Raw genomic sequence first — 26,480 nt, 5'->3', positions numbered from 1 at the left:
AGCGACCGCTTAGTATGCGGTGGACCCCGTCAGACGATGCAGTCGCGTGGAGGCACCGCATGCAGGCATGGCAAGTGCACGAGAACGGCGAGCCGAGCGAGGTGATGCGCCTCGAGGAGGTGGCGACACCGACGCCCGGCGACGGCCAGGTCCTGCTGAAGGTGCGTGCCGCCAACATCAACTTCCCCGATGTGCTGATGTGCCGCGGCCACTACCAGGTGCAGCCGCCGCTGCCCTTCACGCCGGGCGTGGAGATCTGCGGCGAGACCGAGGACGGGCGCCGCGTGCTCGCCAACCCCGCGCTGCCGTACGGCGGTTTCGCCGAGTACGCCGTCGCCGATGCCGCCGGGCTGCTGCCCGCGCCGGAGTCGCTGGACGACGCGGAGGCCGCCGCGCTGCACATCGGGTACCAGACGGGCTGGTTCGGTCTGCACCGGCGGGCCCGTCTGGAGGTCGGTGAGACGCTGCTCGTCCACGCCGCCGCCGGTGGGGTCGGCAGCGCCGCCGTGCAGCTCGGGAAGGCGGCCGGCGCCACCGTGATCGGTGTCGTGGGCGGTGCCGACAAGGCCGCGGTGGCGCGGGAGCTGGGCTGCGACGTCGTGATCGACCGGCGCGCGGAGAACGTCATCGCCGCCGTGAAGGAGGCCACCGGCGGCCGGGGCGCCGACGTCATCTACGACCCGGTCGGCGGCGAGGCCTACACGCAGTCCACCAAGGTCGTCGCCTTCGAGGGCCGGATCGTCGTCGTCGGCTTCGCCAGCGGGACCATCCCCAGCCCGGGCCTCAACCACGCGCTGGTGAAGAACTACGCGATCCTCGGCCTGCACTGGGGCCTGTACAACACCAAGAACCCCAAGCTCGTCCAGCACTGCCACGAGCAGCTCACCGAACTCGCCGCCCGGGGCGCCATCAAGCCGCTGGTCAGCGAGCGGGTGCCGCTGAGCGAGGCCGCGGCCGCGGTCCAGCGGGTCGGTGCCGGGGTCACCACGGGCCGGGTCGCCGTCGTCCCGTCTCTGCCGAACGGAGCCGCCGCATGACCGACGCAGCCGAACTCAAGCGCCGCACAGCGCAATTGCTCGCCGCGCACCCGCCGGCCGGCACGGACCGCCTCGACTTCCTGAAGGCCCGCTTCGACGCCGGCCTGGCATGGGTGCACTACCCCGAGGGCCTCGGCGGACTCGGCGCCGCGCGCTCCCTCCAGGCCGTCGTGGACGCCGAGCTGGAGGCCGCGGGCGCCCCCGACAACGATCCGCGGCGCAACGGCATCGGCCTCGGCATGGCCGCGCCGACCATCCTCAAGTACGGCACCGACGAGCAGAAGCAGCGCTTCCTGCGCCCCCTGTGGACCGGCGAGGAGGTCTGGTGCCAGCTCTTCAGCGAGCCCGGCGCCGGCTCCGACCTGGCCGGACTCGGTACGCGTGCCGTCAATGAGGGCGACGAGTGGGTGGTGAACGGCCAGAAGGTGTGGACGTCCAGCGCGCACAACGCCCGTTGGGCCATCCTCATCGCCCGCACCGACCCGGACGTGCCCAAGCACGCGGGCATCACGTACTTCCTGTGCGACATGACCGACCCCGGCGTCGATGTGCGGCCGCTGCGCCAGATCACCGGCGAGGCCGAGTTCAACGAGGTCTTCCTCACCGACGTCCGCATCCCCGACTCCCGCCGCCTCGGCGAGATCGGCGACGGCTGGCGGATCGCGCAGACCACGCTCAACAACGAGCGCGTCGCCATCGGCGGTATGCGGCTGCCCCGCGAGGGCGGCATGATCGGCCCGGTCTCCAGGACCTGGCGCGAGCGCCCCGAACTGCGCACCCACGATCTGCACCAGCGCCTGCTGAAGCTGTGGGTCGAGGCCGAGGTCGCCCGTCTCACCGGCGAACGTCTGCGCCAGCAGCTCGCCCTGGGCCAGCCCGGCCCCGAGGGCGCCGGCATGAAGCTCGCCTTCGCCCGCCTCAACCAGGAGATCAGCGGCCTGGAGGTCGAACTCCGCGGCGAGGAAGGCCTGTTGTACGACGACTGGACCATGCGCCGGCCCGAGATGGTGGACTTCACCGGCCGCGACGCCGGCTACCGCTACCTCCGCTCCAAGGGCAACAGCATCGAGGGCGGGACCAGCGAGGTCCTGCTGAACATCGTCGCCGAGCGCGTCCTGGGCCTGCCCTCGGAACCGCGCACCGACAAGGACGTCGCCTGGAAGGACCTGGCTCGATGACCGACCTGCTGTACTCGGAGGAGGAAGACGCGCTGCGGTCCGCCGTACGGGACCTGCTCGCCGACCACTGCGACGCCCCCGGCGTCATCGCCCGCACCGAGTCCGACGCCCCGCACGACCTCGCCGCCTGGAAGGCCCTCGCGGACGGCATGGGCCTCGCCGGACTCCTGGTGCCGGAGGCGCAGGGCGGCCAGGGTGCCACGCACCGCGAAGCCGCCGTGGTGCTGGAGGAGTTGGGGCGCGCGGTCGCCCCGGTGCCGTACCTCACCAGCGCCGTCGTCGCGACCGAGGCGCTGCTGGCCTGCGGCACCGAGGACCTGCTCGCCGAGCTGGCGTCGGGACGGAGGATCGGCGCCCTCGCCGTCTCGCTGCACGTCGCCGCGGGCGGCGCCTACAAGGTCGTACGCCATGAAGGCGGTTCCCTGCACGGAGAGTTGACCGGCATCGCGGACGCCACGGCCGCCGACGTGCTGCTGGTCCCGGCGGACGACGGCGGGCTGTACGCGGTGGACGCCTCCAGCGCGACCGTCACCCCGCAGGTGTCCCTGGACCTGACCCGGCCGCTCGCGACCGTGACCCTGGACGGTGCGCCCGGTCGTCTCCTGGGCGACGCCGAACCCGCCGTACGACGGGCGCTGCGGTCCGGAGCCGGGCTGCTCGCCTCCGAGCAACTCGGGCTCGCCGACTGGACGCTGACCGAGACCGTGCGCTACCTGAAGGAGCGCAAGCAGTTCAACCGGTCCGTCGGCGGGTTCCAGGCGCTCAAGCACCGGCTCGCCCAGCTGTGGCTGGAGGTCGTGAACCTGCGGGCCGCGGCGCGCAACGCGGCCGACGCGCTGGCGAGCGGTGAGGACGCCGACGTGGCGGTCGCCGTCGCCCAGTCCTACGCGGCCTCCGTCGCCGTGCACGCCGCCGAGGAGGCCCTGCAGCTGCACGCCGGCATCGGTATGACGTGGGAGCACCCGGTCCACCTGTACCTCAAGCGGGCGAAGGCCGACTCCATCGCCTACGGCACCGCGGGCGCCCACCGTGCCGCACTGGCCGAACTCGTGGACCTCCAGGCCCCCTGACGTTCACCAGGAAAAGCCCGTCCCACCTGGGGCGGGCTTTTTCGTGCGCCCCGCGCGGAGGCGATGAACAGACGGCGGCAGTCCGGCCAACTCCTGTCACGAGCATGCCCTTTGAGGGACCGGCGACCCCATACTCGCCGGTGTCCCGTACCGCCCTCAAGGGGAGGCAGGCATGGCCCTCACCACCCGTCGCAGAGCCCTCACCACCCTCGGCGCCGCCCTCGCGGACGCCGTCGCGCTGCCCGCCACCGACGCGTTCGCGGGCCAACAGCGGCACCGCCCGCGGCCGTTGTGGCGGGCCCACGCCCACAACGACTACGAGCACCCCCGCCCCCTCCTCGACGCCCTCGACCACCGCTTCGGCAGCGTCGAGGCCGACATCTTCCTCGTCGGCGACCAGCTCCTCATCGGCCACACCGCGGACGACCTCGACCCGGCCCGCACCCTGGAGTCCCTCTACCTCGACCCGCTGGCCGCCCGCGTGAGGGCCAACCACGGCTCGGTGTACCGGGGTCACCGCAAGCCCCTCCAACTGCTCATCGACATCAAGACCGAGGGCTCCTCGACGTACCTCGAACTCGACCGGCATCTGCGCCGCTACAAGCACCTGTTCACCACGTACGCCCGCGGCCGGGTCCTCACCGGCCCGGTCACCGCCGTCGTCTCCGGCGACCGAGCCGCCCGCGCGCCCATGGAGGCACAGACCGTACGACGGGCCTTCTACGACGGCCGCCTCGCCGACCTCGGCGGCCCGGCGCCCGCCTCCCTCATCTCGCTGATCAGCGACAACTGGACGCTCAACTTCACCTGGCAGGGCGTGGGAGCCTTCCCCGACGCCGAGCGGCAGAAGCTGCGCGGCATCGTCCGGGCCGCCCATGCGCGCGGGCAGAAGGTGCGCTTCTGGGCCACGCCGGACCTGGCGGGTCCCGCCCGTGACGCGCTGTGGGGCGAACTGCTCGCCGCCGGCGTCGACTACCTCAACACCGACGACCTCGCCGGCCTCGAAGCCTTCCTGGACGCCCACCGGTCGGCGTAGACACCACACGTTCGGCGGACAGGTCAGCCGCCCGGACGAACCCTCCGCTACGCCACACTTGCGCCCGAACGCCGTGAACCGGGCGTACTGGCGTGGCGGAGGAGGCCGACGATGGCGATTTCCATCTCTGTGGTGATGTTGCTGCTGGTCCTGGCGGTGATCTTCCTGCGCAACGGAGGGCTGAAGGTCTCGCACGCACTCGTGTGCGCACTGCTCGGCTTCTACATGGCCAGTACGAGCATCGCCCCGACCATCCACAGCGGCCTGACGGCGACGGCGGACATCGTCAGCAGCCTCCGGCCCTGAGGCTCATCCGGTCGAGAAGACCCCGATGCCGTTCGGTACCGGGCGTTCGGCGCCGCCGGTGGGGTGGTTGCGCACCGACACGGCACCCGCCCCGGGCTCGCGGGCGACCAGCGTCGACGATCCGCCGCCGTCCAGGCTGAAGGCGTCGACCGAGCCCAGCCCCTTCATGGTGTCCGCCACTTCGGCGACGGTCAGACCCGTGCGGTAGGCGGCCGCGCCGTCCACCGCGAGCAGCAGCACCCGCCGACCGCCGTCCGCGATTCCCACGGCGGTGCGCACGGCCGCGGTCGTGCCGTCGAGGCCGGGCAGCGGCTGTCCGTCGTCGAGGACCGGGTAGCCGCCGATGGCGAAGCGGTACGGGATCCGGGACGCGGCGGCGACCAGGCCGTGCCGGACCTGTACGTGCTCGCCCACGGAGAGCTTCCGTAACTGCCGCGCGCCCTCCTCCCGGCCGACGAGCACGGTGGTGTCCGCGGCGACGGGGCCGCCGCCCGGGGTGTCGGCGGCCGCCACGACCTGGCCCCGGCGGACCGTCACCTCGTAGGTGTCCGTGCTGCACGGGGCGGCCCGGTCGGTGTCCGTGCCGCAGGTGGCACGCACCCGGGAGGCGCTGCCCCAGGCGCTGGTGAAGGCGCCGACGGAGTTCACCGGCAGCGCGTACTGGTTGAGCCCGCCCAGCGGCAGCCGCGTCCCGGGAGTGCGGACGGATCCGGTCAGGGACAGGCTGTCGAGCCGGACCCGTCGGTCGACCCCCATGCCGAGCACGTTCCTCGTGGAGGTGCCCGGGGGCATCGCGGGGCCGAAACGCTGGCCGTCGGGCACCGCCGCCTTGAGCGTGCGGCCGTGCGCGATCGCCGGGCCCACGCTCGCGCCGGTCGCCTCGACACCGGGGTGCTGGGTCTCGGTGATGTTGAAGAAGTCGCCGTTGACACCCGCGACCGCGCCCTGGGTGTCCGCCAGTTGCGAGACGGGCGCCCGCGCCGCGACCGCTCCCGGATGCAGCAGGTCGAGCCGGACGTGCGGATCGCGCAGGTCGACGGCGAGGACATGAACACGCGTGGGGCCCTTGGCCGCCTGGATGTCGTACTGCCGGTACGTGACGCCCGGCGCGATCCGGGCGGTGTCCTGCGCGGCGCCGGCCGGTGCCGCCCCCGTCAGGACCGCACCGGCCAGCGCACCGCATGCCGTGAGAAACGTCAGTACCGCTCTGCCTGCTCGGAACCTGTTCTGACGACGCGTCACAGTCCCCCCTGAGGTCTCGTCAACTGTCCCAGGACTCAGAGGAAGTGCACCAGACGGCAGTCTGTCTAGGAGCCGAGAAGACGGGAACGGATCAGGAAACGCACTCCTTCGGGTGCTTCGAGCGAGAAGCCGCTGCCCCGCCCCTCGACGACGTCGACGATCAGCCGGGTGTGGCTCCACACCTCGAACTGGCTGCGCGACATCCAGAACGTCACGGCCTCCCCGACGCCCTCGACCTCCAGCTCCGCGAGCAGCACGTCGGAGCCGCCGGTGCGGAACTCGCCCGCCGGGTAGCACATGGGGGCGCTGCCGTCGCAGCAGCCGCCGGACTGATGGAACATCAGCGGACCGTGCACCTCGTGCAGCCGGCGCAGCAGATCGGCGGCCGCGGGGGTGAGCTCGACGCGGGGGGTCTCCTCATACATGCGCCCCAGCGCAGCACGCGCCACGTTGCGAGAAGGTTGCACGCCGGAGCAGGGTGGGGCCATGTACTCGACCCGTGTCTCCTGTCGTGTGAACGCTCCGCGTGCGGCCGTCTACCGGATGCTCGTGGACGCCGACGCGCTCGCCAGGTGGCGGGTGCCCGAGGGGATGAGCAGCGAGGTGCACGCCTTCGACGCCCGGGAGGGAGGCGCGTTCCGTATCTCGCTCACCTATGACCTGCCGACCGGCACCGGCAAGTCCGGTTCGCACACCGACACGTACCACGGCCGTTTCCTGGAGCTCGTGCCGGACGAGCGGGTGGTCGAGGAGTTCGAGTTCGAGACCGGGGACCCCGCCCTGCGCGGCACGATGACGATGACGACCACGCTCACCGACGTGGCGGGCGGGACCGAGGTCGTCGTCCTGCACGAAGGGATTCCCGACGCCGTGCCGGCGGACCAGAACGAGGAGGGCACGCGGATGGCGCTGGCCCATCTCGCGCGGCTGGTCGAGGGCTGAGCGTCAGACCTCGCCGACGTTGGCGGTGAGCAGGCGGAGCAACTGCTTTGCGGTGGCGTCCTGTTCGGGGGTCAGTCCCATGGCGTCCCCGATGGCCACCGGAACCGTCCGCGCCCGCTCGCGCAGTGCGGCTCCCGCGTCGGTGAGGGTGAGGGAGACCGAGCGCTCGTCCTCCGGGCGGCGTTCACGGCGCAGCAGGCCGTTCGCCTCCAGGCGCTTCAGCAGCGGGGAGAGGGTGCTGGACTCCAGCTGGAGCGCGGTGCCCAGATCGCGTACCGAGATCGAGTCCTGCTCCCACAGCACGAGCATGACCAGGTACTGCGGGTAGGTCAGCTGGAGTGCGTCCAGCAGGGGCCGGTAGCGGGCGGTGACCGCGCGGGAGGCTGCGTAGAGGGCGAAGCACAGCTGGTCGTCGAGGAGCAGGGAACCGTCCTGCTTCGGTTCGGCGGTGCTCATGGCCTGGCTCCTTTGATGGGGTCCTCCCGATTCTATCGAGCCATAATCAGTCGCGAAATAGGTAGTCGCACTCGATTAAGTTGTGCACGACTAAATCGAGCGCTACAGTCATGGATGTGCCGCCGCTCCTGACGAACAGCGTCGACGGAGCGCGCCCGCGGCCACCCCTTGCGAGGAGACAGCCATGTCCGACCAGACCGGCACCCGCCCCGTCCTCGAGCCCGCCGCCCAGGCCTTCGTCGAGGCGACCGCGAACCCGCCGTACCTCTTCGACCTGGGCCCGGTCGAGGGCCGCAAGGCGGTCGACGAGGTGCAGTCCGGGGAGATCACCAAGCCCGCGATCGACGAGGAATGGATCACCGTGCCCGGCGGGCCCACCGGCAGCGTCCGCACCCGCATCGTCCGCCCCGCAGGCGCCCAGGGCACCCTCCCCGTGATCCTCTACATCCACGGCGCCGGCTGGGTCTTCGGCAACGCCCACACCCACGACCGCCTCGTGCGTGAACTCGCCACCGGCGCGAACGCCGCGGTCGTCTTCCCCGAGTACGACCTCTCGCCCGAGGCCCGCTACCCGGTCGCCATCGAGCAGAACTACACCGTGGCCCAGTGGATCGTGCAGGAAGGCGCCGCCAACAACCTGGACGCCACCCGCATCGCCGTCGCCGGGGACTCCGTGGGCGGCAACATGAGCGCCGCGCTCACCCTGATGGCCAAGCAGCGCGGGGACGTGCCGCTGGTCCAGCAGGTGCTGTTCTACCCGGTCACCGACGCCGCCTTCGACACCGGCTCCTACCACCAGTTCGCCGAGGGCTACTTCCTGCGCCGCGACGCCATGCAGTGGTTCTGGGACCAGTACACCACCGACGAGGCCGACCGCGCCCAGATCACCGCCTCCCCGCTGCGCGCCACCACCGAGCAGCTCACCGGCCTGCCGCCGGCCCTCATCATCACCGGCGAGGCCGACGTCCTGCGCGACGAGGGCGAGGCCTACGCCAACCACCTCCGCACCGCAGGCGTCCCCGTCACCGCCGTCCGCTACCAGGGCATCATCCACGACTTCGTCATGCTCAACGCCCTGCGCGACACCCACGCCGCCCACGCCGCGATCAACCAGGCCGTCGCCACCCTGCGCACGGCACTCGGTACGGCGTGACCGGGTGACCCGCCTCCGGCGTCGCGGCCCGTCTCAGGCGGGCTGCGGCGTCAGACGGCTGTGGCCCTTGCGGTCGTAGTAGACGGTCATCGCGAAGCCGAAGAGGATGGCGAGGGCGGCGCCGATCGCGGTCATCGTCCAGGCGCGGGTGAGGCCCGCGTCGCCGCGCGCGTCGAAGTAGAGGATCGCGCGGACGCCGTCGCCGAGCTGGCGCATGGGCTCGAAGTGGGACAGGAAGCGGTAGAAGGCCGGCACCGCCTGGAGCGGGACGGTGGCGCCCGAGGACGGCAGGCCCAGCACGATGAACACGAACATCGACACGAGCTGTCCGATGCCGCCGAACGCGGCGTTGATCGCCTGCACACCCAGGCCGACCGCGAGTGACGCGCAGTACGAGTAGATCCACAGCAGCGGGAGATGGGTCGCGTCCATGCCCAGGATCGCGACGCAGGCGAGCATCACCAGGGAGACGGTGAGCACGGTGATGCCCGCGGTCATCGCCATCTTCAGCAGCAGCGTCTGGGTGCGGTTGATCGGCACGGTGGGCAGCCGGGTGTGCCAGGGGCCGATCTCGTTGTCGGCGTAGCCGAGGCCGGTGTCGACGCCGTTGCTGACGATGTTGCCGCCCATGAAGCCGGCCAGGACGAGCAGCAGCGTGTAGTAGAAGGCGGTCAGTCCCAGGCCGCTGTGGACCCCGACAGGGTGGCCCACCTCGGTGGTGACGGCCACGGGGTCGGCGAGCAGCAGCTTCTGCGTGGCGTCGGCGCGTGGGGCCGACCGGGTGAGCTGCCTGCCGATGGTCTGCGAGGCCTGGTGTGCCGTCTGCGTGCTGATCTGGCTGGCGAGGGAGGAGCCGAGGCTGCCCTTGCCGGGGTTGGTGAGGACCGTGAGCGTCGGCCGCGCGGTGGCGCCGGTGCCGGTGAGCGCGCCGACGGAGGCGGTGAAGTCGGCGGGGACGACGAGGGCGCCGTAGACCTTGCCCGCATCCAGCTCGTCCTGGGCCTGGGTCCGGGTGAGTTGCCGCCAGTCGGCCTTGTCGCTCGACGTGTCCGACATGATCGCCGCCGCGATCTGCGTCCCCAGGTTCTGCTCCTGGCCGGCCGGCGGCTTGCCGGTGTCGGCGTTGACGAGCGCGATCGGCAGGTCCTTGAGGTCGCCCTGCGGATTGACGATGCCGCCCATGTACAGCAGGGACAGCAGCAGGGCGAGCAGTCCGCTCAGGAGGGCGGGTACCAGCCACAGCTTGGGCCGGCCGAGCAGTGCGGAGGCACGGGCCTGGGGAGCGGGGTCGTTCATGGCTCTCCGTGGGGTGGGCGGTGACGCGTTCCTCCCAGTGGTACGCGATCATGGCCCGTCCCGCGCGCGGAGCGGCTCACGCGGCCGGGTCGCGGGGCAGCGGCTGTTCGAACCAGACCACCTTGCCCGTGCTCACCCTGGTCGCCCCCCAGCGCTGTGCCAGCTGGTCGACCAGGAACAACCCCCGGCCGCCCTCGTCGCTCAGCCGCGCGTGCCGCATCCTCGGTACCGCGGTCGAGTCGTCCGCCACCTCGCAGCGGAGCACGTCCGTGCGCAGCAGTCGCAGGGTGATCGGCCGCCCTGCGAACCGCACGGCGTTCGCCACCACCTCGCTGACCAGGAGTTCGGTGGACTCCAGCAGGGACTCCAGGCCCCACTGGCGCAGCGTCCTGCGGGTCAGCCGCCGGGCCTGTCCCGCGGTCTGCGGACGCGGCGCCAGGTACCAGTACGCGACGGTGTCCGGCAGGATGCCCTCGAACCGGGCGGCGAGCAGCGCGATGTCGTCGTCCCGGTCGCCCGCACCCAGGGTTCCGAGCGCACGGTCGCACAGCTCCTCCGGCGCCGGGGCGGTTCCCGAGGCGCCCGCCCGCAGCCGCGCGCACAGCTGCTCCACCCCGGTCATCACATCCGAGTCGCGGGACTCCACCAGACCGTCCGTGTAGAGCAGCAGGGTCGCGCCCGCCGGTGCGTGCGTCTCGACGGACTCGAAGCCACCGCCGCCGACACCGATCGGCGCGCCGGGCGGCACCCGCACGACCTCCGTGCTGCCGTCGGGATGCAGGAGCACGGGCGGCGGATGGCCTGCGTTGGACATCAGCAGCCGGTGCAGCACGGGGTCGTACATGGCGTACAGACAGGTCGCCGTGTGCTCACTGCCCAGCCGCTCGGCCTGCTCGTCGAGGTGGTGCAGGATCTCGTCGGGGGAGAGGTCGAGCCCGGCGAGGGTCTGCACGATGGTGCGCAGCTGGCCCATGATCGCGGCCGACGTCATGGAGTGGCCCATCACGTCGCCGATGACCAGTGCGACACGGTTGCCGGGCAGCGGGATCGCGTCGTACCAGTCGCCGCCGACCTGTGCGGTCCCTGAGGACGGCAGATAGCGGCTGGCCAGCCGGACTCCGGTCGGCTCGGGCAGCGACGCCGGGAGCATGGTGCGCTGCAACGCGTCCGCGACGGCCGCCTCGCGCGCGTAGAGCACCGCCTTGTGGATGCCGAGAGCGGTGTGGGTGGCGAGCTGGGAGGCGACGAGCAGGTCGTCGTAGGTGAAATCCGGCCGCCCGGGGCCGCGGAGGAGCACCGCACTGCCCATGACATGGCTGCGACCGTGCAGCGGAGCGATGATCAGCCGCCGTCCGGGCGGCACCGCGCCCGGCGCGTTCGTCACCCCCAGCAGCTCGGCCACCACGGAACGCAGACCCGGGGTGTTCCCGAACACCGGCCGCCCGGCCCGGAGCAGCTTGGTGAGCAGACCGTCCGCGGCCGGCTCCACGGCATCGGCCGCCTGGACGGTGGCGGCGCCCGGGGCGGGCGCTGTGGTGTGCAGCCGTAGGACACCGGGGTCGGCGGTGCTCTCGTCGCCCACCGGAAGCGGCGTGTACAGGTGGACGAACGCCGTGTCGGCGAAGGCCGGGACGGCAGCCCGGCACAGTTCGCCCAGCGTCTCGTCGAGGTTCATGCCGCGGGCGATCTGCCGGGTCGCCGCGTCGAGATAGCGGAGCCTGTCGGTCTGCGGCGCGGAGGCGATCGGGCGGCCGGCGGGTGCTTCCGGGGGCGGCGGGCGCATGGCCGCGCCGCCTGCCTCGGGCCGACGCGGGGCACCGGAAGGCTCGTGCACGCCGGCCGACTGCCCGCCGGTGCCGCCCTCGGCTCCGGGCTGCTTCGTCACGCGTTTCCTTCCGGCCGTGCGGGCCCGCGCGGGGCGGGCGGATCAGCGGCTGTCAGCCACGCCGTCGGCAGCGCAGGAAGATCTGCACCTCGGGCGGCACGTCCACGGACGCCGGAGCGTACGAGTACGAGGACTCCTCGGCGATCTCGAAGCCCTCCGCCTCCACGACCTCGCGCAGCTCGTCCCGGAGATAGCCGGAGACCCGGATGGTGCTGCCGATGAACGGGATCGAGAAGTCGTCCACATCGGCCTCCACCATCGACAGGGCGAACAGACCGCCCGGAACGAGCAGGTAGTGGATGGTCCGCACGGCGAGGGGGATTTCGGCCCGGGGCAGCATGAGCAGGGAGAAGAAGGCGGCCACCGCGTCGAACCGACCGAGGTCCCGGGGGCCGTCGGGCCGCAGGTCCGCGATGTCGGCGCGGTGGAACGTCCCGGTGGGCACGGAGCGCCGGGCGAGCGTGACCATCCGGTCCGACAGGTCGACGCCGACCACGTCCAGGCCGCCGTCCGCCAACTGGCGCGCGGTCGGGATCCCGGTGCCGCAGCCCAGGTCCAGTACCCGCGACCCGGTCGGCAGGGACCTGATGAGCCACTCGGCGGACGCGACCTGGCCCTCCTTGTGCGGGAAGGCCTCGTCGTAGCGGTCGCCGATGGCGTCGAAGGCCTCGGCCTGGCCGGCGCGGTCGAGCCGCAGGCTGCCGTAGCCGAACTCGTCGGCGGGGTTGCTCACGAGGATTCTCCTCCTTTGACGCCGTATGGGTAATTTTTTCACAGTTACACGGATTGGGGCGCGGGCGGGCGGCTGATCACCCCAGCCGGCTCGACGTGCCGCGTCAGGGTTCCTTCGAAGTACGTCCAGTCCTTCGCCCCCGGGTCGGAGACGTGCAGCAGGTTCTCCAGGGCGTCGTAGTGCGTGGTGGGGTAGCGGACGACGCGGCGGACCACCTCCTTGAGGATGTGCAGACTGCTCAGGTTCTCCTCCCCCGTGAGCAGAAGGATCTCTCCCTCACCGCCGGTGAGGTAGGCGGTCAGATCGCCGGCGAGCCGGGTGTAGTGGGTGTTGTACGCGTAGAGGCCGAGGACGTCTCGGTGGGTGAAGCGCCGGCGGGCACGCTCGGCGACGGTGAAGCCGAGCGCGCCCGCCATCCCGAGGATCAGCCCGGCCGTCTCCGTGGGACCGGCTCCGGTGAGCGCGGGGGAGTGCAGGAGGCCGGTCAGCCGGCTCAGGCGTTCCTGCCGGGACCGCAGCTCCTTGTCGTACCAGCCCCGGGCCGCGGTCTTGCGGTCCACATTGCGCCGGGCCCAGCGGACGGCGCCCTCGGAGGTCGCCACCTCGTACGGTCCGGGCGGCCGCCCGGCGTACAGGTCGACGAGTCCGCGGACGGCGTCCCGGGCGAGGGGACGCGGACACACGGCGAACGGCCCGTCCAGCACGTCCGGCTTGAGGATCATGAGGGCGTCGGAGCGGGGGGTCATCGTCCCTCCTGGTCAGGGTCCGTGGTGCGCGCCAGGCGGGCCACGAGGAAGTCGAGCAGGCCGAGCAGGCGCTCGATGTCGGCGGTGCGCAGCGAGTCGTACAGGCCGATGCGGAGCGCGTGCGGGTCGGCCGGGTCCGTGAGGCCGTACGCCAGGTGGGCGGTCTCCAGAAACCGGCCGAGCTCGGTGACCGCGCCCGGCGGCAGGGCGGTGACCAGACGGACCGTCAGCGCGTCGCCCGCCCTGGCCGTGGGGGTGACCCAGTCGCGGGTGGCCGCCCAGTCGGCGACCAGGGCGCGGCGGGCCTCGCGTCCGGCTGCCGCGCGCGCGGCGTCGCTCTCCGCCATGGCCCGCACCGCGTGCGCGAACATCACCAGGTCACCGGTGCCGACCGCGGCGCCGGCCATGTCCAGCGCGCGGGTCAGCCCCGGCGACGCGGACTTGGCCCGCGGCGAGAGCACGGCCACGGTGAGGCCGACACCGACACCGAGCAGTCCGCTCGGACAGAGGAACGCGATGTCGGCATCGCGGACACCTCGCCCGGTGAGCACCTCGGCGGTACCGGTGAGCTCCGCGACACGCCAGCCGCCGGCCGGAGCCGCCTCGAGCCGCTCCCGCCAGGCGGGATCCTCGTCGGCCACCACGGCGAGGGGGGTGAGGGCCGGGGTGTGTGGGCCGAGGGTTTCCCACGCACCTGCCGGATTGGCCGGGTCGGTGGCGCTCCGCGGACCCGGCCCGGTGGCTGGACGGGGGGTTTCCCGTGCACCTGTCGTGGTGGCCGGGAGGGCGGCGGCGCCCCGTTCGGCCGTGGTGGTGGCCGGGTCGCCAGTCTCCCGTGTACCCGGCGTGGCGGTCGGGTCGCCGGTCTCCCGCGCCCTCGCCGTGGCGGACCGCCAGGCGGTGGCGCGTGGGCCGGTTCCTGACACCTTCAGGCCCGCGGCCCAGGGCTGGGCGGCGGTGAGGTGGCAGAGTTCCGTGGGTCGGGCCGCCACGACGGTGAGGGTGTGGTCGTGCGGGACCTGGAACAGGGCACGGGTCTCGGCGATCACCGACGCGCGGAACTCCCTGAGGTGGATGTCGTCCGGCCGTCGGCCCAGGAGCACCGTGCCGGTGCTGCTCAGCGCCGCGAGCCGCGCCGCGGGCACGGGCACCGCCGCGCCGCCCAGGCGGGGTTCCTCCGGGACGAACGCCTCCGGTATCTCGTGCAGGGCCAGGCCCGGAAGTCCGAGGACAGCGGTCATGTCAGCCCAGCTTCCGGATCACGCGCCGCGTGTACGGCCCGACGACCGTGCCGGGGGCGAGGTCGACCGTGCTCCGCAACAGCCCCTTGACCTCGGCGACCGCCGCGGGCAGGTCCTCCTCGGACTCGGTGAGCAGCTGGGCCAGACGGGACCGCAGCCGGGGGTCCGGGCCACCGAGCTCCAGCAGTCTGACCAGCCACTTGGGCGCCGGGTTGGTCTCTCCGTCGAGGGCGAGCACCAGCCGGGCGAAATGGGCGACTGCCTCCCGGAACATCCAGCACGCCGAGGCGTCGTTGCTCTCGGCGAGTTCCCCCTCCACGTCGGTGAGCCGGTTGACGGCGGCCACCGCCTGGACGTTGACGTGGTACTCGGCCAGCCGGTGCGTGCCCGTCGACGCCCGCAGCTTCTCGAGCCGCTCGGCACCGCGCAGCGGGACGCCGGTACGGATGCGGTGCAGCACCTTGAGATCGTTCTGGCTCTCCAGCTGGACGATCCCGCCGCCGTCGGACAGCGCGGCCAGACAGTCCTGGAAGGAGCGTGTCAACTCCTCGATCCCGGCGGGTTCCAGGATCGAGAGGCTGACCTCGCGCCCGTCGAGCTCGCCGATGGTGCCGCTCTTCTCGCCCTTGCGGACGGTGGTGTCGGCCCCGACGACCGCGGCCCCGTCGCCGCCCAGGAAGTAGACGTCCAGGTCGGAGTTGCGGTTGGCCAGTCCGTCGACGACCGACCCGGCGACGAACAGCACGCCGTCCGCCGGGTCCGCGACGGCGCCGAGCGCCAGCTCGGCCACGGAGTCGAGGAAGGGCCCGGACAGGTTCAGCACGACTTTCTCTTCTCTCTGCGCAGACGGCAGCGCCGCCCGAAGGATTCCAGGATGGTCCGGTTCAGCGCGCTGTCCCCGGTGTGCTGCTCGAAGTGCCACTGGATGCCGAGGACATACCGCGTGGGATGGCCGACACTGATCGCCTCGAGCACACCGTCGGGCGCCACGGCCTCGACGCGTACGCCGTCCGGGAGTGCGCAGACCACCTGGGAGTGCTGGGAGTTGACGGGTACGGCGGTCCCGGCGAACTCCCCGGGGAGCCCGGCGAGGAGTCCGCCCGGCCGGATGTGCACGGGGTGCGCGTCGGCCCAGCGGTCGCCGCCCGCCGGACGCGGCGTGAAGCGGTGGACAGCGGTCTCGGCGCCCTCGGTGTCCCGCAGCGCCGCCCCGGCCGCCACCCCGATCTCCTGCATGCCCCGGCAACTGCCGAGCACCGGCAGGTCCGGCAGCTCACGGGCGCGGCCCAGCAGGGCGAGCGCGGCGGCGTCACGGTCGGTGTCGTACTCCCGCCCCTCGGTCTCCGCGCCGGCCGCCGCGGTGATACGAGGGTGGACGAAGGAGCCACTGCCGGGCAGGACCAGCCCGTCGAGGCCGTCCAGGGCCGCGGCGCCGGCCTCGTCGGGCGGGACGACGAGCGGCAGCACGCGCGCGTACCGCAGCAGGCTGTCGGTGAGGACGTCGTTGACCCGGGAGTAACTGGTGCCGTTGGCACGCTGCTTGCGGCAGGCCAGGACACCGACGACCGGGAGGTCCGGCGGGTGCGCGGAGTTCACACGGTCCGGCACGCGGGCCTACCGTCCCGTCCGGCGGCGGAGCTCTTCGAGGATCGCCGGGATCGTGTCCCGGTCCTGTGCCGTCACCACCACGACGACCTCGTCCTCGGGGGAGGGCCACTCGGCGGCGACCCGTACGGCCGGGTGTTCCGCGAGGTGGGACAGCAGTGCCGGGAGGTCGGCGTCGGCGGGGGTCGGCAGCAGGTGCATCGCCGCGGTGGTCACGAAGGGTGCGGGGCGCGGCAGTTCGCCGTCCGCGAGGGTCTGGACGAGCGAGCGGTACGGGTCTGCCGCGCCGTCGGTGGCGAGGGGCACGAGGTGGGAGTTGATCAGATCGCCGCCGAGCCGTGCGCCGATCTCCAGGACGACGGGGCCCGCGGCGGCGTAGCGCAGGTCCACGTGGAAGCCGCCGGTCTCGATGCCCACGGCGCGCACCGCGCGTTCGGCCGCCTCGTGGACCCGCTCGAGCTGTTCCGCGGTGAGCGCGGAGGGGACGACCGTGGTGGTCGTACGGAGTTCCCCGGGGGCCAGGTACTTGTCGGACACGGCGAGGATCACCACCTCGTCCCCGTGCACCAGCCCGGAGACCGAGTGCTCGCTGCCGTCGACGAGCTCCTCGACGAGGAAGGCGTCGGAGTCCTCGTAGTTGAGGGACGTCAGCTTCATCAGCTCGTCCGGTTCCGTGTCCGCGTCGAGCACGACGGAACCGCGGCCGCCCGAGGAGTGGGCGAGCTTGAAGATCAGGGGAAGGCCGAGTTCGCCGACCGCGGCCTTCAGTTCGTCGGCCGTGGTGCCGGTGCGCCAGCGGGGGTTGAGCCCGTGCGGTTCCAGCGCCCGGCGCTGCGCCGCCTTGTCGAGGCACACGGCGGCCGCGGTGACCGAGGGCCCGCGCAGGCCGAGCGCCTGCGACACCCTGGCGGCGATGTCCACGTACCGGTCGCCCCAGCACAGCACCGCCGCGGGCCGGTGCCCCGCGTCCCGTGCCTGTCGCAGGGCGCGGGCCGCCACGTCCTCGGCGGGCTCCGTCCGGGTGAACGCGGCGGTCCGGTCGTCGGGCAGTCCGAGATGGCCTAGGCCGGTGTCGGAGTGGACGTACACCGCGTGGCCCAGCTGTGCGGCGGCGTCGATCTCGGGCTGCCACTCCAGGGGGGAGCGGCGCAGGCCGAGGTGGAGGACGGAACGGTCGGGGGACATGGGAGGGCCTTCCTGGGGTCGGTGTGCGGGCGGGAGAGGGGAGGGGGCGGGAGCGGAGGGTGTCACAGTGCCGCCGTGGCGGGCGCGTGGCGCCGCTGGTACCAGGTGTTGCCGAAGTCCGAGACGACCAGGGCGGGTCCGGTGCGCTCCGAGCGGTCCGCGTGCGCCTGGTAGACGCTCTGGAGGACACGGCCGATGGCGATGGCCGCGCGCAGCTCCGGGACGCCGTACGTCTCGCCGTCCGTGCGCATCAGGCGGAAGTCGTGGATTCCGGGCCGGTGGGCGCCGGCCAGGGTCAGGCCCAGCGGCACCCGGATGGCGTGCCGTACCCCGTTCGCGACATGGCCCTGGTGATGGTGCGAGGTCCACTCGGTCATGTCGGGCATGGTGGGAGCGTAGAACCAGTCCCGTTCCGCGAAGCTCGGGTGGTCGCTCGCACCGCTGGCGTGCGGCATGAAGTGCCAGCCGTTCCAGCGCATCCGGGCGGCGATCGCCCTGATGACCTGGGGCAGTTCCTCCGGGGCCCGGTCGAAGCGCCGGGTGAAGTCCTGGCCGGGCACCACACAGCAGTAGTAGTCGCTGGTCTTCCAGTGTCCGGCGTCCGGGCTGCCGGCGGCGACGAGTGCGGAGAGTGTCGTGATGTCGCGGGGGCCGCGGGACATGCCGACATGGGACCCGGTGGACTCCGTGCCGGCCTCGACCAACCCGTGGATCACTTTCTCGAGGCCGGTGGTGAACCCGTCGTCGGCCGCGGGGCCGTGCAGTGCGGGCATCAACTGCGCCCAGGCCGCGACCAGGTGGTCCTGACGGTCGAGGTCCGCGCCCGGCAGCAGCTCCGTCACCTTCGCGGTGAAGGCGGCGGGCAGATCGGCGGAGGCCACCGGGCGGTCGAGGAACTGCTCCTGCTTGTTGATCGTCATGGCCTGGACGGTGCGATAGATCTGCGGTCCCCGTTCGAGCTTGCCGGGGCGCAACCGCCTGGCATGCGCCGCGAGCGCGAAGAGCCTTTCCACCAGCGGCAGTTGTTCCGTCGCGGGGGTCACCTCACCGTCGTAGGAAGTGATCTTGGCGCGTATGAAGGCCTCCAGGCGTCCGGCCGTCAGTTGGGTGCCGCTGAACTCTTCGGTCCTGGACGGGGTTCCCGAGGCGATCAGCGCGGACATGCAGACGACGAAGACGGCGTCGTGGGCCGTCCACCGCTCGACCGGCACACCGTCGATCCCGTTGAGCCGGCACTGCTCGGAGCCGGCGGAGACCGACTTGCCCACCAGATTGCTGTGTTCCCGGCCGAGGTTCGTGTAGCAGCGGTCGCCGATGTACACACGCATCGGCCCGACATGGCTCAAGGTCCGGCGCAGGTCCGCGACCATGGTGTCCACCGTGCCGGCCGGGCGGTCGCGCAGCCATGCGTGCAGAGTCAGCGACTCGGCGTCCTCGGTGCGCTGTTGCTCGTCCCAGCGCCGGTCGAGGTCCGCGGGGCGGTTGCCGTCCCAGTCGACGCGGCCGATCTCCAGCACGCCTTCCGGCGCCGGCTCGCCGTCGCGGAGGACGCGCAGGCGTCCGGTGCCGGTGAGCACCATGCGCTCGCCCACCGTGTCCCGCACGAGGGGGAGATGGCGGCGGGCGGCGGTGTCCCGCAGCTCGGCGAGCGCGATCGACTCGCCGCGGCTCAGGGCGCCGAGGCCCACCTCGGCCTTGAGCCGGCCGCCGAGTGTCGCGGCGTGCAGGGCGGCGGTGTACGCCGAATCCAGCGTGTCGGACTCCTCCGCGATGAGCTCCAGAAGCTTCGTGAATCCCTCTGTACGAAGGAGACCCAACGTAAGACACCTCGTTCCAGTGCGGTGACAGACAGTCAGAAAAGTGGAGATAAAGGGTGTTGAGAGGCAGTCGTGTGCCCCGGGGTTGCTGGGATGCGGTCAGGACTGCGGGCTCTCGACCGCGTCAGCGCGCGATCGGGACCGGGATCGGGACCGGGGGCCGGGAGGCGAGGAACGGCAGGGCCGCACCGGTGGCGCAGAGCAGGACGGCGAGCCCGGCCCAGCCGGCCCAGCCGCCCTCGAGACAGGCGACGACGAGGACGTAGGGGGCGACGATCTCGGCCACCCCCATGCCGAGCCCGAACACGCCCTGGTACTCGGTCATCCGCTCCTCAGCGGCCAGCCCGTAGCTGAGCTCGGAGGCACCCGCGGCGTGATACAGCTCGCCGACCGTGTGCACTCCGACGCCCGCCACCAGCAGGAGCACGGAGGGCACCGCGGCCACCTGCCCGGCGAGCAGCAGTGCGGCCAGACTGACCAGGAAGAGCGCCCCGGAGACCCGCACCGCGCGGGCGGCCGCCGCGATCGTGCGGGCCCGCCGGCTGACCCGGATCTGGAAGAGCGCCACCAGCACCATGTTGAGTGCGAAGAGGACGGGCACGACGGCTCGGGGCGCCGAGGTGTGCTCGACGACCCACAGCGGGAGCACCAGCGTGATGACGAAGTACTCCAGGCACATCACGCCGTCTGCCAGCGTGACCGCCCCGTAGCGGGAGTCCCGCAGAGCCGAGCCGTACCGGTTCCGCCCGGCCGTGGCCAGCCGGCCCGTGCCCGGTATCGCGGGCACCAGTGCGGCGGCGAGTAAAAACGTCACCGCGTCGGCGTGGACGAGGAGTTCGTAGGCGCGGTCGGTGCCGCTGACCACGGCCGCCGAGGACAGCAGGGCCCCGCCGGCTGTCCCCAGGTTGTTCACGGACCGCGAGACGGCCCGTACGTCGGCCCGGCGGGCGCCCGCCACCTGTCCGATGAGCGCGTTGTTCACCGCGCGGGCGCTCTTCTGCCCGGCGGCTCCCAGGGCGAGGACGGCGACGAGGACCCCGAACGAACGGGCCGTCGGCAACAGGGCCATGGCCACGGCCTGGACCATCAGCAGTGCACCGTAGGCGGCGCGCAGCGAACGGCCGTCCAGGGCCCGGGTCACCGGCACGCTGGCGGCGAGCCCGAAGGCGGCGGCGACGGCCAGGCCCACCCCCATGCGGAGCGGCGACAGGTCCAGGACCTGGACGAAGAACAGCGTGCCGGCGACGGTGAAGAGGCCGTTGCCGAGGGCGTTGACGAGGGTGACGGTGTGCAGGACGAGTTCGGCCCGCCGCGGTCCGCGCGCCATGGCGACCCACCGGGAAACGACGGTCACGGCGCCTCCAGCGGAGCGGAGAACACGTCCAGGCGGGCGGCCGTGGTGTTGCTGAAACCCGCCTTGAAGTGACCGATCGCCCGGAACTTCTCCGGCAGGTCGGGATACATGCCCGGGTAGAGCTGTTCACCCAGTTCGAAGTGGACACAGCCCAGAGCGCGGGCGTGTTCCATGGCACGCCACAGCACCCGGTGGCTCAGTCCGCTGCCGTAGCTGTCGGCGTCGTTGACGCCGGAGGCGTAGAGGCAGTAGCGGTCCGACACCGCGAAGTAGGCCATCGACACCGGCCTGTCGTCCTGGTGGCCGACCACCATGAATCCCTCGTCGGCACGGACCGAGGCCAGGATCGAGTCCCACGAGGCCCCCGTCCGCAGGGTCTTGCCGAAGAACTCCAGATGGAGCCGGACGAAGTCGTCCAGGTGCGCCCGGGTCACGTCGCGTGCGGTCACTACGTCGAGTGCGAAGCCGCCGCGCTCCCTGCGCAGGATCTTGCGGAAGTTCTTGCGCAGTTCGGCGAAGCGCTCCTCGGCGGGCGGGCGCAGGTCGACGGTCTGGGTGAAGTGGTGCCGGCTGACGCCCCCGTGCCGGAGCATCACCTCGGTCAGGGGCGAGATCTCTCCGCCGACCAGGTAGTCCCTGGCGTGGTGGCGCTCGGCGCCGTAGTGCTCGGTGAGCTCCTGGAGCCGGGTGTGGATCGCGGCGGCGGCCTGTCTGCGCAGCCGTGCGGGTGCCGTACGGTCCTCGACCAGCATCAGCGGCCGCCCGTAGGCGGACAGCCGGTGCCGTCCGGGGAGCACCTCGACGGTGAGCGCGAGCCCGGCCACCGGGCCGTCGGGGCCGGACGCCAGCAGGTGGTGCGGAACGAACCGCTCGGCGCACGGCCGGTACTCGCTGACGTCGCGTTCGGCGGGGAGGTAGTAGAGGCGGGTGTAGTGGGCGGCGCCGACCGCCAGTGAGGTGACGGTGTAGTTGGCGTGCTGGTGATCGTCCGACCGCCACAGCCGCAGCCACTCCTTGTCGGCGCTCAGGTCGTCGACCTCGGTGAGGATCACCGGCGCTGCCCTCCTCGCGGGTGTCCGGCCCCGTCCACGACGTCCTCGAGCTCCGCCATGAGCGCCTCGGCGCGTTGCGGGGCGACGAGGCCGGGCAGGAAGGCGAGTTCGAGCGCGATGTCGTCGCCGTTGTCGCCGGCCCGCAGGCCGAGGGCGAAGGACGGCGTCAGCGCGATGTCGACGCGGACCGCCCGCGAGGTCACTCCGTCGAGCTCCAGCCGGTCCAGGCCCGAGCGGTCCTGGCTGCGGACGTTCAGGAACGCGTAGCGCGCGCTGCCCGCGAGATCCTCGTGGCCGGGCAGCATCGTGGCGAGCCAGAACGGGAAGGGCACGGCCTCCCGCTGGGCCGCGCGCCCCACCACGCGGGCGGCGCGGTCGATCATCTCGGCGGGCGACAGACCGGCGGCGCGGCCCAGGAACACCGGGACGTTGTTGGCGAAGAAGCCCACGGAGCGGTCCGCGTCCGGGATGGTCCGGTTGGCGAACGTCGAGACCAGGGCGACCTCGTCGCGTCCCGACCAGCGGGCGAACGCGGTCGCGTAGAGCGCGGTGAGCACGGAGCCCATCGGGTGCCCGGAGGTTCGGGCGAGCTCGTGCACGGCCGCCGTGCGGTTCGCGTCGAGCCGTCTGCGGATGAGTGTCTCGCGGGCGTAGTGCGCGGGCGGGCCGGGCTCGATCGCCGGGTAGAGGAGGGCGGCGGCCGGGTCCTCGGGCACCCGGGGCTGCCGGCCGAAGTCCACGCGAAGGGTGGCCGCGAGCTCCTCGCCCAGCCAGGCGTTCTCCGCGCGGGCCCAGTCGAGGAACCTCAGATCGGGCTCGGCCGCCGGGGGCGCCTCGCCGCGCAGGGCCGCGCGGTAACAGACGGCCAGGTCCTCGTTGAGCACCCCCACCGACCAGCCGTCGAACACGATGTGGTCGGCGCACAGGAACAGATGGTGCTCCCGCTCGGCGATCCGGATCAGCGTCGCCCGCAGCAGTCCGTCGTACGCCGTTCCGCGCCGGACGAAGGGACGCTCGGCGTCCTCCTGGACGAGGGCCAGTGCCCGCTCCCGGGCGGCTTCGGCGGACAGCTGCGGGTCGAGCCGCACGCTGCGCAGCGTGGGCGCCCAGTCGGTGAGCCGCTGACGGTGGGCGCCCGGAGTCTCGTCGATCTCCAGGGCGAGCGCCGGGTGCCGGGTGACGAAATGCCTCAGCGCGGTCTCCAGCGCACTCGCGTCCAGCTCCCCCTGAAGGTGGTATGCCATGGGGACGTTGCTGATGCTCGGCAGTCCGTGCCGGGCCCGCCAGGCCTCGCGGTTCATCCGGTGCGCCTGGGTGAGCGCGACCGGCAGCCACGCACCGCGCTCCGCGGCACCGGCGGCGGGGCGGGGCCGGAAGTCGTCGTTCGCGTCGGTGGCCTCGAAGAAGGCGACGCAGGCCTCGAACTCCGGGCGCAGCAGCAGATCGCCGACGGAGATCTTCCGCGTGAAGTGCTTGTTGAGCTCGACGACGAGGCGGACCGCGGTGAGCGAGTCGCCGCCCACGTCGAAGAACCGGGCGCCGTCGGGCACGGCCCTGCCCAGGGCCCGCTGCCACACCGCCCGCACCGTCTCCCGGGCGCCCAGGGGCGGGACGTCCTCGCCGGCCGGTGCGGGGGCGGCCCGCGCGGCGAGGGCACGCCGGTCCACCTTGTTGGTGGCGGTGCGGGGCAGCGTGTCGGCCGGCAGGAAACGCCGGGGGACGGCGTGCGCGGGCAGCAGCCGGGCCGTGAAGGCGCGCAGCCCGTCCTCGTCCGGCGCCGTTCCGCGGCGTGCCACCACGAAGGCCACCAGGTGCCGGGTGCCGGGACCGTCCCCGACGGCGACCACCGCCACCTGGCCGACCTCTGGGTGCGCCGACACGGCGGCCTCGACCTCGCCCATCTCGATGCGGTGCCCGCTGATCTTCACCTGGTCGTCGCGCCGGCCCCGGTAGAGCAGGACGCCGTCCTCGACGATCCCGAAGTCTCCCGTGCGGTACAGCCGCCGGACCCCGTCGAGATGAGCGACCGCGACGAATCTGCCGCGGGTACGGTCGTCGTCGACGGCGTACCCGTCGGCGAGGGAGATCCCCGCGACGCAGATCTCCCCCTCGGTGCCCTCGGGCACGGGCGTCAGGGAGTCGTCGAGGAGCAGGACCGAGCAGTTGTCGAGGACCTCGCCGAGCGGCGGCACCCGCGGCCAGTCCCGCGGCGCGCCGCGCAGCACGCTCTGCGTCGCCGCGTGGGTCTCGGTCGGGCCGTACTGGTTGGCGAGGGTGGGGTTGCCGGTGAGCTCGACGAAGCGCTCCAGGGCGGGGGTGACGATCGGCTGCTCGCCCGCCGTGATGATCTCCGTCAGACGCGGCAGGTCCTGGTCGCCGTCGAACGCCCAGTCCGCCATGGACTGGAGGACAGCGAAGGGCACGAAGATCCGCTGTACGCCGTGGTGGTGGGCCAGCCCGAGGACCCGGGCCGGGTCACGCCGGTCCTGTTCCCCGATGAGCACCAGTTCCCCGCCGCTGCACCAGGTCGAGAAGATCTCCTGGAAGGAGACGTCGAAGCCGATCGGCGCGAACTGCAGGGTGCGGGTGCCGACGCCCGCGGTCGAGGAGGCACGCTGCCACTCGATGAGGTTGACCAGCGGGCGGTGCGGCATCACCACGCCCTTGGGCCTGCCGGTGGACCCGGAGGTGAACAGCACGTACGCCTCGGACGAGGCCTGCGGGCGCAGCCGCCCCGGGTACGCCTGGACGCTCTCCCCGGACAGCCGCGGCGCCGCGATCACGGCGCCCGGTGGCCGCGGGCCCGAGTACGCGTCGTCGCTCACCAGCAGTTTCAGCCCTGCGTCGTCGATCATGCCGCGCAGCCGCTGCTCGGGCAGGGCCGGATCCAGCGGCACATAGCAGCCGCCCGCCATGAGGATCGCGAGGACGGACACCATCTGCGGAATCCCGCGCCGGGTGGCGAGACCCACGCGCAGACCGGCCCCCACCCCGTGGCCGTCCGCCAGTGCCGTCGCCATCGAGGCGGCGGCCGAAAGGAGTTGGCCGTACGTCAGTGCCCGGTCGCCGTGGCGTACGGCCACCGACTCCGGATGGTGCTCGGCCTGCCGCACCACCAGCTCCACGACCGTGTCCGCCGTGAGCCGTCGGTGCGCTCCCGCTCGCACGGATGCTGTCGTCGTCATCGCCTGTCCCCCCGGCAGAACCGGTCGCCGCCGGCCAGAACTGCCTTCATCACCGAGCCGCCGGCGACGGCCGCCAGCGCCTGCCCGTGGTCCGCCAGCGCGTACTCCGTCACGAGGTCCGCCAACGCGAACCGGCGCGTCAGGGCGGGCAACAGCCGTACGTACTCGACGAGATGGGCGCCGGTGAACGCCCAGGAACCGACGACGTCGAGCTGCCGGTACACGATCTGGTGCGGATTGATCAGGGTGTCGCCGCTGTCGGTGTACTGGCCGACGATCAGGTACGAGCCTCCGCGGCGGGCCAGCCCGAGCCCCTGCCCGACGGCCCCCGGCACGCCGGTGCACTCGACGACGAGGTCCGCGCCGGCCCCGCCCGTGAGCCGATGGACCTCCGCGAGCGCGGTGCCGGTGTCGGCGGCCTCGACCAGATTGACGTGGTGGTCGCCGATGCCCGCCTGTGCCGCGAGCTCCAGCCGCTGCGCGGGGCCGCCGACGAGGATCACCCGGGCGGCTCCGGCGAGTTGGGCGAGCGCGGCGGCGGCGAGGCCGACGGGACCGGATCCCTGGACGACGACCGTCTCACCGACGCGGACCGGCCTGCGCTCGTAGAAGGCGTGCACCATGGTCGGCCCGGCGCAGGCCAGCGCCATGGCGGCCAACGCCCCTACCCCGTCGGGGACCTTGACCACGGTGGTTCCGGGGTGCAGCACGATGTGGTCGGCCCAGGACCCGGAGAGCGGATACGCACCGGTCGCGGGCCGGTTCACCCCGTAGGTGCGGCGCTGCTCGCACAGTGTCGGCTCGCGGTGCAGCCGGCAGGGCGGGCAGGTGCCGCAGGCGAGCGAGGACGCCCACATCACCTCGTCGCCGGTCGCGAGGGGAGCGCCGGAGGCGTCGAGATGGGTGCCGGGGGCGAGGGTGTGCACGGTGCCGAGCCCCTCGTGGCCCAGGACCAGGGGCACCGGTACCGGCAGGTGCCCCTGCTGGAGGTGCAGATCCGTACCGCAGACCCCGCCGTACCGGCCCGCGACGACCATGCCGCCCTCGGGCGGTCGCGGCAGCTCGAAGTCGCGCAGGGCGAGCGGGTGTCCGAACTCCTCGAGCACCACGGCACGGCTGCGTCCGCGCTCGGTCACACCGCCTCCCCGACGCCCGCGAGAACGGGAGCGTCGTCGAGGACGCGCAGGGGGGTGGTGTCCCGGCAGACGACATAGTCCGGCCGGGGCTCGCCGAGCGGCCGGGGCTCGTTGGTCACGTCGTTGTACGTGAGGATCAGCAGCCTGCGGTCGAACGGCGACATGTTGGGCGCGGAGCCGTGGACGATCTCGGGATCGAAGAAGATCACCGAACCCGCGGCGCCCTTGGGGCTGTCCATGCCGTGCTCGGCGGCGAGCGCCACCATGTCGGCGGGCTTGAGTGCGATGTCGTCGGGGTCCAGGTGCTGTGCGGACCTGGCGTCGGACTGCGTGCGGCCGCTGCGCACCAGACCGTCGCGGTGCGAGCCGGGCACGAAGATGACCGGGCCGTTGAACTCCGTGACGTCGTCGAGGAAGACGCCCACGTTCACCAGGCGCGGTGCGGGAAGGTTGTCGGCGATGCGCCAGGCCGCGAAGTCCTGGTGCCAGGCCCAACCGCCGCCACCCATCGCCGGCTTCGCGTTGATCTTGAATTGGTATACGTAGACCTCCGCCCCCAGCAGCCGGCGCACGGGCCCCAGGACTCCCGGGTGCCGCACCAGGGCCGCGAACTCCGGCTGCCGCCGGTGGGAGGCGTACACCGCGCGGACGGCGCGTCCGTCGTCCTCGACGATGCGGTGCTCGCCGGGTATCTCACCGTCGCGGCGGAAGGACTCGCGCAGCGACTCCACCTCGTCCGGGCTGAACAGGGAGTCGACCACGACGAATCCCCGCTCCCGGTATTCTCTTTCCTGCTCTTCACTGAGAAGCATGTGTCTCCCGCCC

General features: G+C 72.6%; 24 protein-coding genes. 7 read left to right on the top strand and 17 right to left on the bottom strand.

Annotated elements, in window-relative coordinates:
* The first annotated feature begins 59 nt into the window (after positions 1-59).
* The 5 genes from OG381_RS09150 to OG381_RS09130 all read left to right on the top strand — a co-directional run bounded on the left by OG381_RS09150 (position 60) and on the right by OG381_RS09130 (position 4,627).
* Complete coding sequence (locus tag OG381_RS09150) at positions 60-1,037, top strand: NADPH:quinone oxidoreductase family protein (RefSeq protein ID WP_327715627.1); 978 nt, start codon at positions 60-62, stop codon at positions 1,035-1,037.
* Positions 1,034-2,215 carry an acyl-CoA dehydrogenase family protein gene (locus tag OG381_RS09145; protein ID WP_327715626.1) on the top strand — a complete coding sequence of 394 codons (1,182 nt, stop codon included), beginning with the start codon at positions 1,034-1,036 and terminating at the stop codon, positions 2,213-2,215. The genes OG381_RS09150 and OG381_RS09145 overlap by 4 nt, the downstream gene beginning before the upstream one ends.
* Positions 2,212-3,285 carry an acyl-CoA dehydrogenase family protein gene (locus OG381_RS09140; protein ID WP_327715625.1) on the top strand — a complete coding sequence of 358 codons (1,074 nt, stop codon included), beginning with the start codon at positions 2,212-2,214 and terminating at the stop codon, positions 3,283-3,285. The genes OG381_RS09145 and OG381_RS09140 overlap by 4 nt, the downstream gene beginning before the upstream one ends.
* A gap of 172 nt (positions 3,286-3,457) precedes the next feature.
* Complete coding sequence (locus tag OG381_RS09135) at positions 3,458-4,321, top strand: phosphatidylinositol-specific phospholipase C/glycerophosphodiester phosphodiesterase family protein (RefSeq protein WP_327715624.1); 864 nt, start codon at positions 3,458-3,460, stop codon at positions 4,319-4,321.
* Positions 4,322-4,432: 111 nt separating this feature from the next.
* The gene (locus OG381_RS09130; RefSeq protein ID WP_327715623.1) at positions 4,433-4,627 is read left to right on the top strand and encodes a hypothetical protein; all 195 of its coding nucleotides are present in this window, start codon (positions 4,433-4,435) and stop codon (positions 4,625-4,627) included.
* Between the two features lie 3 nt (positions 4,628-4,630).
* Here OG381_RS09130 and OG381_RS09125 read toward each other — a convergent pair whose 3' ends face one another.
* Together OG381_RS09125 and OG381_RS09120 are read right to left on the bottom strand one after the other, a co-directional pair.
* Positions 4,631-5,869, bottom strand: a complete 1,239-nt coding sequence (locus OG381_RS09125; RefSeq protein WP_327715622.1) for a phosphodiester glycosidase family protein — start codon at positions 5,867-5,869, stop codon at positions 4,631-4,633.
* 65 nt (positions 5,870-5,934) lie between these two features.
* Positions 5,935-6,294, bottom strand: coding sequence for a DUF779 domain-containing protein (locus OG381_RS09120; RefSeq protein ID WP_307033817.1), 360 nt, complete (start codon positions 6,292-6,294; stop codon positions 5,935-5,937).
* A 61-nt stretch (positions 6,295-6,355) separates the two neighbouring features.
* Between OG381_RS09120 and OG381_RS09115 the strand changes: the two genes are divergently transcribed.
* The gene (locus tag OG381_RS09115; RefSeq protein ID WP_327715621.1) at positions 6,356-6,811 is read left to right on the top strand and encodes an SRPBCC domain-containing protein; all 456 of its coding nucleotides are present in this window, start codon (positions 6,356-6,358) and stop codon (positions 6,809-6,811) included.
* A gap of 3 nt (positions 6,812-6,814) precedes the next feature.
* Here the strand turns inward: OG381_RS09115 and OG381_RS09110 are convergent, their stop codons facing one another.
* Positions 6,815-7,267, bottom strand: coding sequence for a MarR family winged helix-turn-helix transcriptional regulator (locus OG381_RS09110; protein ID WP_327715620.1), 453 nt, complete (start codon positions 7,265-7,267; stop codon positions 6,815-6,817).
* A 184-nt stretch (positions 7,268-7,451) separates the two neighbouring features.
* Here OG381_RS09110 and OG381_RS09105 point away from each other — a divergent pair, with 184 nt between their 5' ends.
* Entirely contained in the window at positions 7,452-8,420 is a 969-nt protein-coding gene (locus OG381_RS09105) for an alpha/beta hydrolase (protein ID WP_327715619.1), read from the top strand.
* Positions 8,421-8,453: 33 nt separating this feature from the next.
* On the opposite strand, the gene OG381_RS09100 is transcribed toward OG381_RS09105, so the two are convergent.
* The 14 genes from OG381_RS09100 to OG381_RS09035 form a co-directional block, all read right to left on the bottom strand.
* Positions 8,454-9,716 carry a YhgE/Pip domain-containing protein gene (locus tag OG381_RS09100; protein ID WP_327715618.1) on the bottom strand — a complete coding sequence of 421 codons (1,263 nt, stop codon included), beginning with the start codon at positions 9,714-9,716 and terminating at the stop codon, positions 8,454-8,456.
* Between the two features lie 76 nt (positions 9,717-9,792).
* A complete protein-coding gene (locus OG381_RS09095) occupies positions 9,793-11,601 on the bottom strand; it encodes a SpoIIE family protein phosphatase (protein ID WP_443061888.1) in 1,809 nt (602 codons plus the stop codon).
* Positions 11,602-11,653: 52 nt separating this feature from the next.
* Positions 11,654-12,334, bottom strand: a complete 681-nt coding sequence (locus OG381_RS09090) for a class I SAM-dependent DNA methyltransferase (RefSeq protein WP_443061887.1) — start codon at positions 12,332-12,334, stop codon at positions 11,654-11,656.
* Positions 12,335-12,378: 44 nt separating this feature from the next.
* Entirely contained in the window at positions 12,379-13,080 is a 702-nt protein-coding gene (locus OG381_RS09085) for a hypothetical protein (protein ID WP_327715617.1), read from the bottom strand.
* Positions 13,077-14,321, bottom strand: coding sequence for a hypothetical protein (locus OG381_RS09080; RefSeq protein ID WP_327715616.1), 1,245 nt, complete (start codon positions 14,319-14,321; stop codon positions 13,077-13,079). Before OG381_RS09080 ends, OG381_RS09085 begins: the two co-directional genes overlap by 4 nt.
* A gap of 1 nt (position 14,322) precedes the next feature.
* The gene (locus tag OG381_RS09075) at positions 14,323-15,144 is read right to left on the bottom strand and encodes a hypothetical protein (RefSeq protein WP_327715615.1); all 822 of its coding nucleotides are present in this window, start codon (positions 15,142-15,144) and stop codon (positions 14,323-14,325) included.
* The gene (locus tag OG381_RS09070; protein ID WP_327715614.1) at positions 15,138-15,929 is read right to left on the bottom strand and encodes a gamma-glutamyl-gamma-aminobutyrate hydrolase family protein; all 792 of its coding nucleotides are present in this window, start codon (positions 15,927-15,929) and stop codon (positions 15,138-15,140) included. Before OG381_RS09070 ends, OG381_RS09075 begins: the two co-directional genes overlap by 7 nt.
* 6 nt (positions 15,930-15,935) lie before the next feature.
* Complete coding sequence (locus tag OG381_RS09065; protein ID WP_327715613.1) at positions 15,936-17,111, bottom strand: ATP-grasp domain-containing protein; 1,176 nt, start codon at positions 17,109-17,111, stop codon at positions 15,936-15,938.
* A gap of 62 nt (positions 17,112-17,173) precedes the next feature.
* Positions 17,174-18,928, bottom strand: a complete 1,755-nt coding sequence (locus OG381_RS09060) for a hypothetical protein (protein ID WP_327715612.1) — start codon at positions 18,926-18,928, stop codon at positions 17,174-17,176.
* A gap of 124 nt (positions 18,929-19,052) precedes the next feature.
* Positions 19,053-20,282: a hypothetical protein gene (locus OG381_RS09055; protein ID WP_327715611.1), complete on the bottom strand. Its 1,230-nt coding sequence runs from the start codon at positions 20,280-20,282 to the stop codon at positions 19,053-19,055.
* Entirely contained in the window at positions 20,279-21,334 is a 1,056-nt protein-coding gene (locus OG381_RS09050; RefSeq protein WP_327715610.1) for a GNAT family N-acetyltransferase, read from the bottom strand. The genes OG381_RS09055 and OG381_RS09050 overlap by 4 nt, the downstream gene beginning before the upstream one ends.
* The gene (locus OG381_RS09045) at positions 21,331-24,519 is read right to left on the bottom strand and encodes an amino acid adenylation domain-containing protein (protein WP_327715609.1); all 3,189 of its coding nucleotides are present in this window, start codon (positions 24,517-24,519) and stop codon (positions 21,331-21,333) included. The genes OG381_RS09050 and OG381_RS09045 overlap by 4 nt, the downstream gene beginning before the upstream one ends.
* Positions 24,516-25,655 (bottom strand): zinc-binding dehydrogenase, encoded by a 1,140-nt coding sequence (locus OG381_RS09040; RefSeq protein ID WP_327715608.1) that lies wholly within the window; start codon positions 25,653-25,655, stop codon positions 24,516-24,518. Before OG381_RS09040 ends, OG381_RS09045 begins: the two co-directional genes overlap by 4 nt.
* Positions 25,652-26,467 (bottom strand): phytanoyl-CoA dioxygenase family protein, encoded by an 816-nt coding sequence (locus tag OG381_RS09035; protein ID WP_327715607.1) that lies wholly within the window; start codon positions 26,465-26,467, stop codon positions 25,652-25,654. The genes OG381_RS09040 and OG381_RS09035 overlap by 4 nt, the downstream gene beginning before the upstream one ends.
* Between the last annotated feature and the right edge of the window lie 13 nt (positions 26,468-26,480).

Origin of the sequence: Streptomyces sp. NBC_00490 (genome assembly GCF_036013645.1) — a bacterium.
Taxonomy (GTDB): domain Bacteria; phylum Actinomycetota; class Actinomycetes; order Streptomycetales; family Streptomycetaceae; genus Streptomyces; species Streptomyces canus_F.
The sequence above is the reverse complement of the archived record's forward strand: the minus strand, read 5'-3'. Positions and strand labels throughout refer to the sequence as shown.

Excerpts from the sequence above, each read along its gene's own strand:
- OG381_RS09150 (WP_327715627.1), top strand. The coding sequence starts at position 60 with ATGCAGGCATGGCAAGTGCACGAGAACGGCGAGCCGAGCGAGGTGATG.
- OG381_RS09145 (WP_327715626.1), top strand. The coding sequence starts at position 1,034 with ATGACCGACGCAGCCGAACTCAAGCGCCGCACAGCGCAATTGCTCGCC.
- OG381_RS09140 (WP_327715625.1), top strand. The coding sequence starts at position 2,212 with ATGACCGACCTGCTGTACTCGGAGGAGGAAGACGCGCTGCGGTCCGCC.
- OG381_RS09135 (WP_327715624.1), top strand. The coding sequence starts at position 3,458 with ATGGCCCTCACCACCCGTCGCAGAGCCCTCACCACCCTCGGCGCCGCC.
- OG381_RS09130 (WP_327715623.1), top strand. The coding sequence starts at position 4,433 with ATGGCGATTTCCATCTCTGTGGTGATGTTGCTGCTGGTCCTGGCGGTG.
- OG381_RS09120 (WP_307033817.1), bottom strand. The coding sequence starts at position 6,294 with ATGTATGAGGAGACCCCCCGCGTCGAGCTCACCCCCGCGGCCGCCGAT.
- OG381_RS09115 (WP_327715621.1), top strand. The coding sequence starts at position 6,356 with ATGTACTCGACCCGTGTCTCCTGTCGTGTGAACGCTCCGCGTGCGGCC.
- OG381_RS09110 (WP_327715620.1), bottom strand. The coding sequence starts at position 7,267 with ATGAGCACCGCCGAACCGAAGCAGGACGGTTCCCTGCTCCTCGACGAC.
- OG381_RS09105 (WP_327715619.1), top strand. The coding sequence starts at position 7,452 with ATGTCCGACCAGACCGGCACCCGCCCCGTCCTCGAGCCCGCCGCCCAG.
- OG381_RS09100 (WP_327715618.1), bottom strand. The coding sequence starts at position 9,716 with ATGAACGACCCCGCTCCCCAGGCCCGTGCCTCCGCACTGCTCGGCCGG.
- OG381_RS09085 (WP_327715617.1), bottom strand. The coding sequence starts at position 13,080 with ATGACCCCCCGCTCCGACGCCCTCATGATCCTCAAGCCGGACGTGCTG.
- OG381_RS09080 (WP_327715616.1), bottom strand. The coding sequence starts at position 14,321 with ATGACCGCTGTCCTCGGACTTCCGGGCCTGGCCCTGCACGAGATACCG.
- OG381_RS09065 (WP_327715613.1), bottom strand. The coding sequence starts at position 17,111 with ATGTCCCCCGACCGTTCCGTCCTCCACCTCGGCCTGCGCCGCTCCCCC.
- OG381_RS09045 (WP_327715609.1), bottom strand. The coding sequence starts at position 24,519 with ATGACGACGACAGCATCCGTGCGAGCGGGAGCGCACCGACGGCTCACG.
- OG381_RS09035 (WP_327715607.1), bottom strand. The coding sequence starts at position 26,467 with ATGCTTCTCAGTGAAGAGCAGGAAAGAGAATACCGGGAGCGGGGATTC.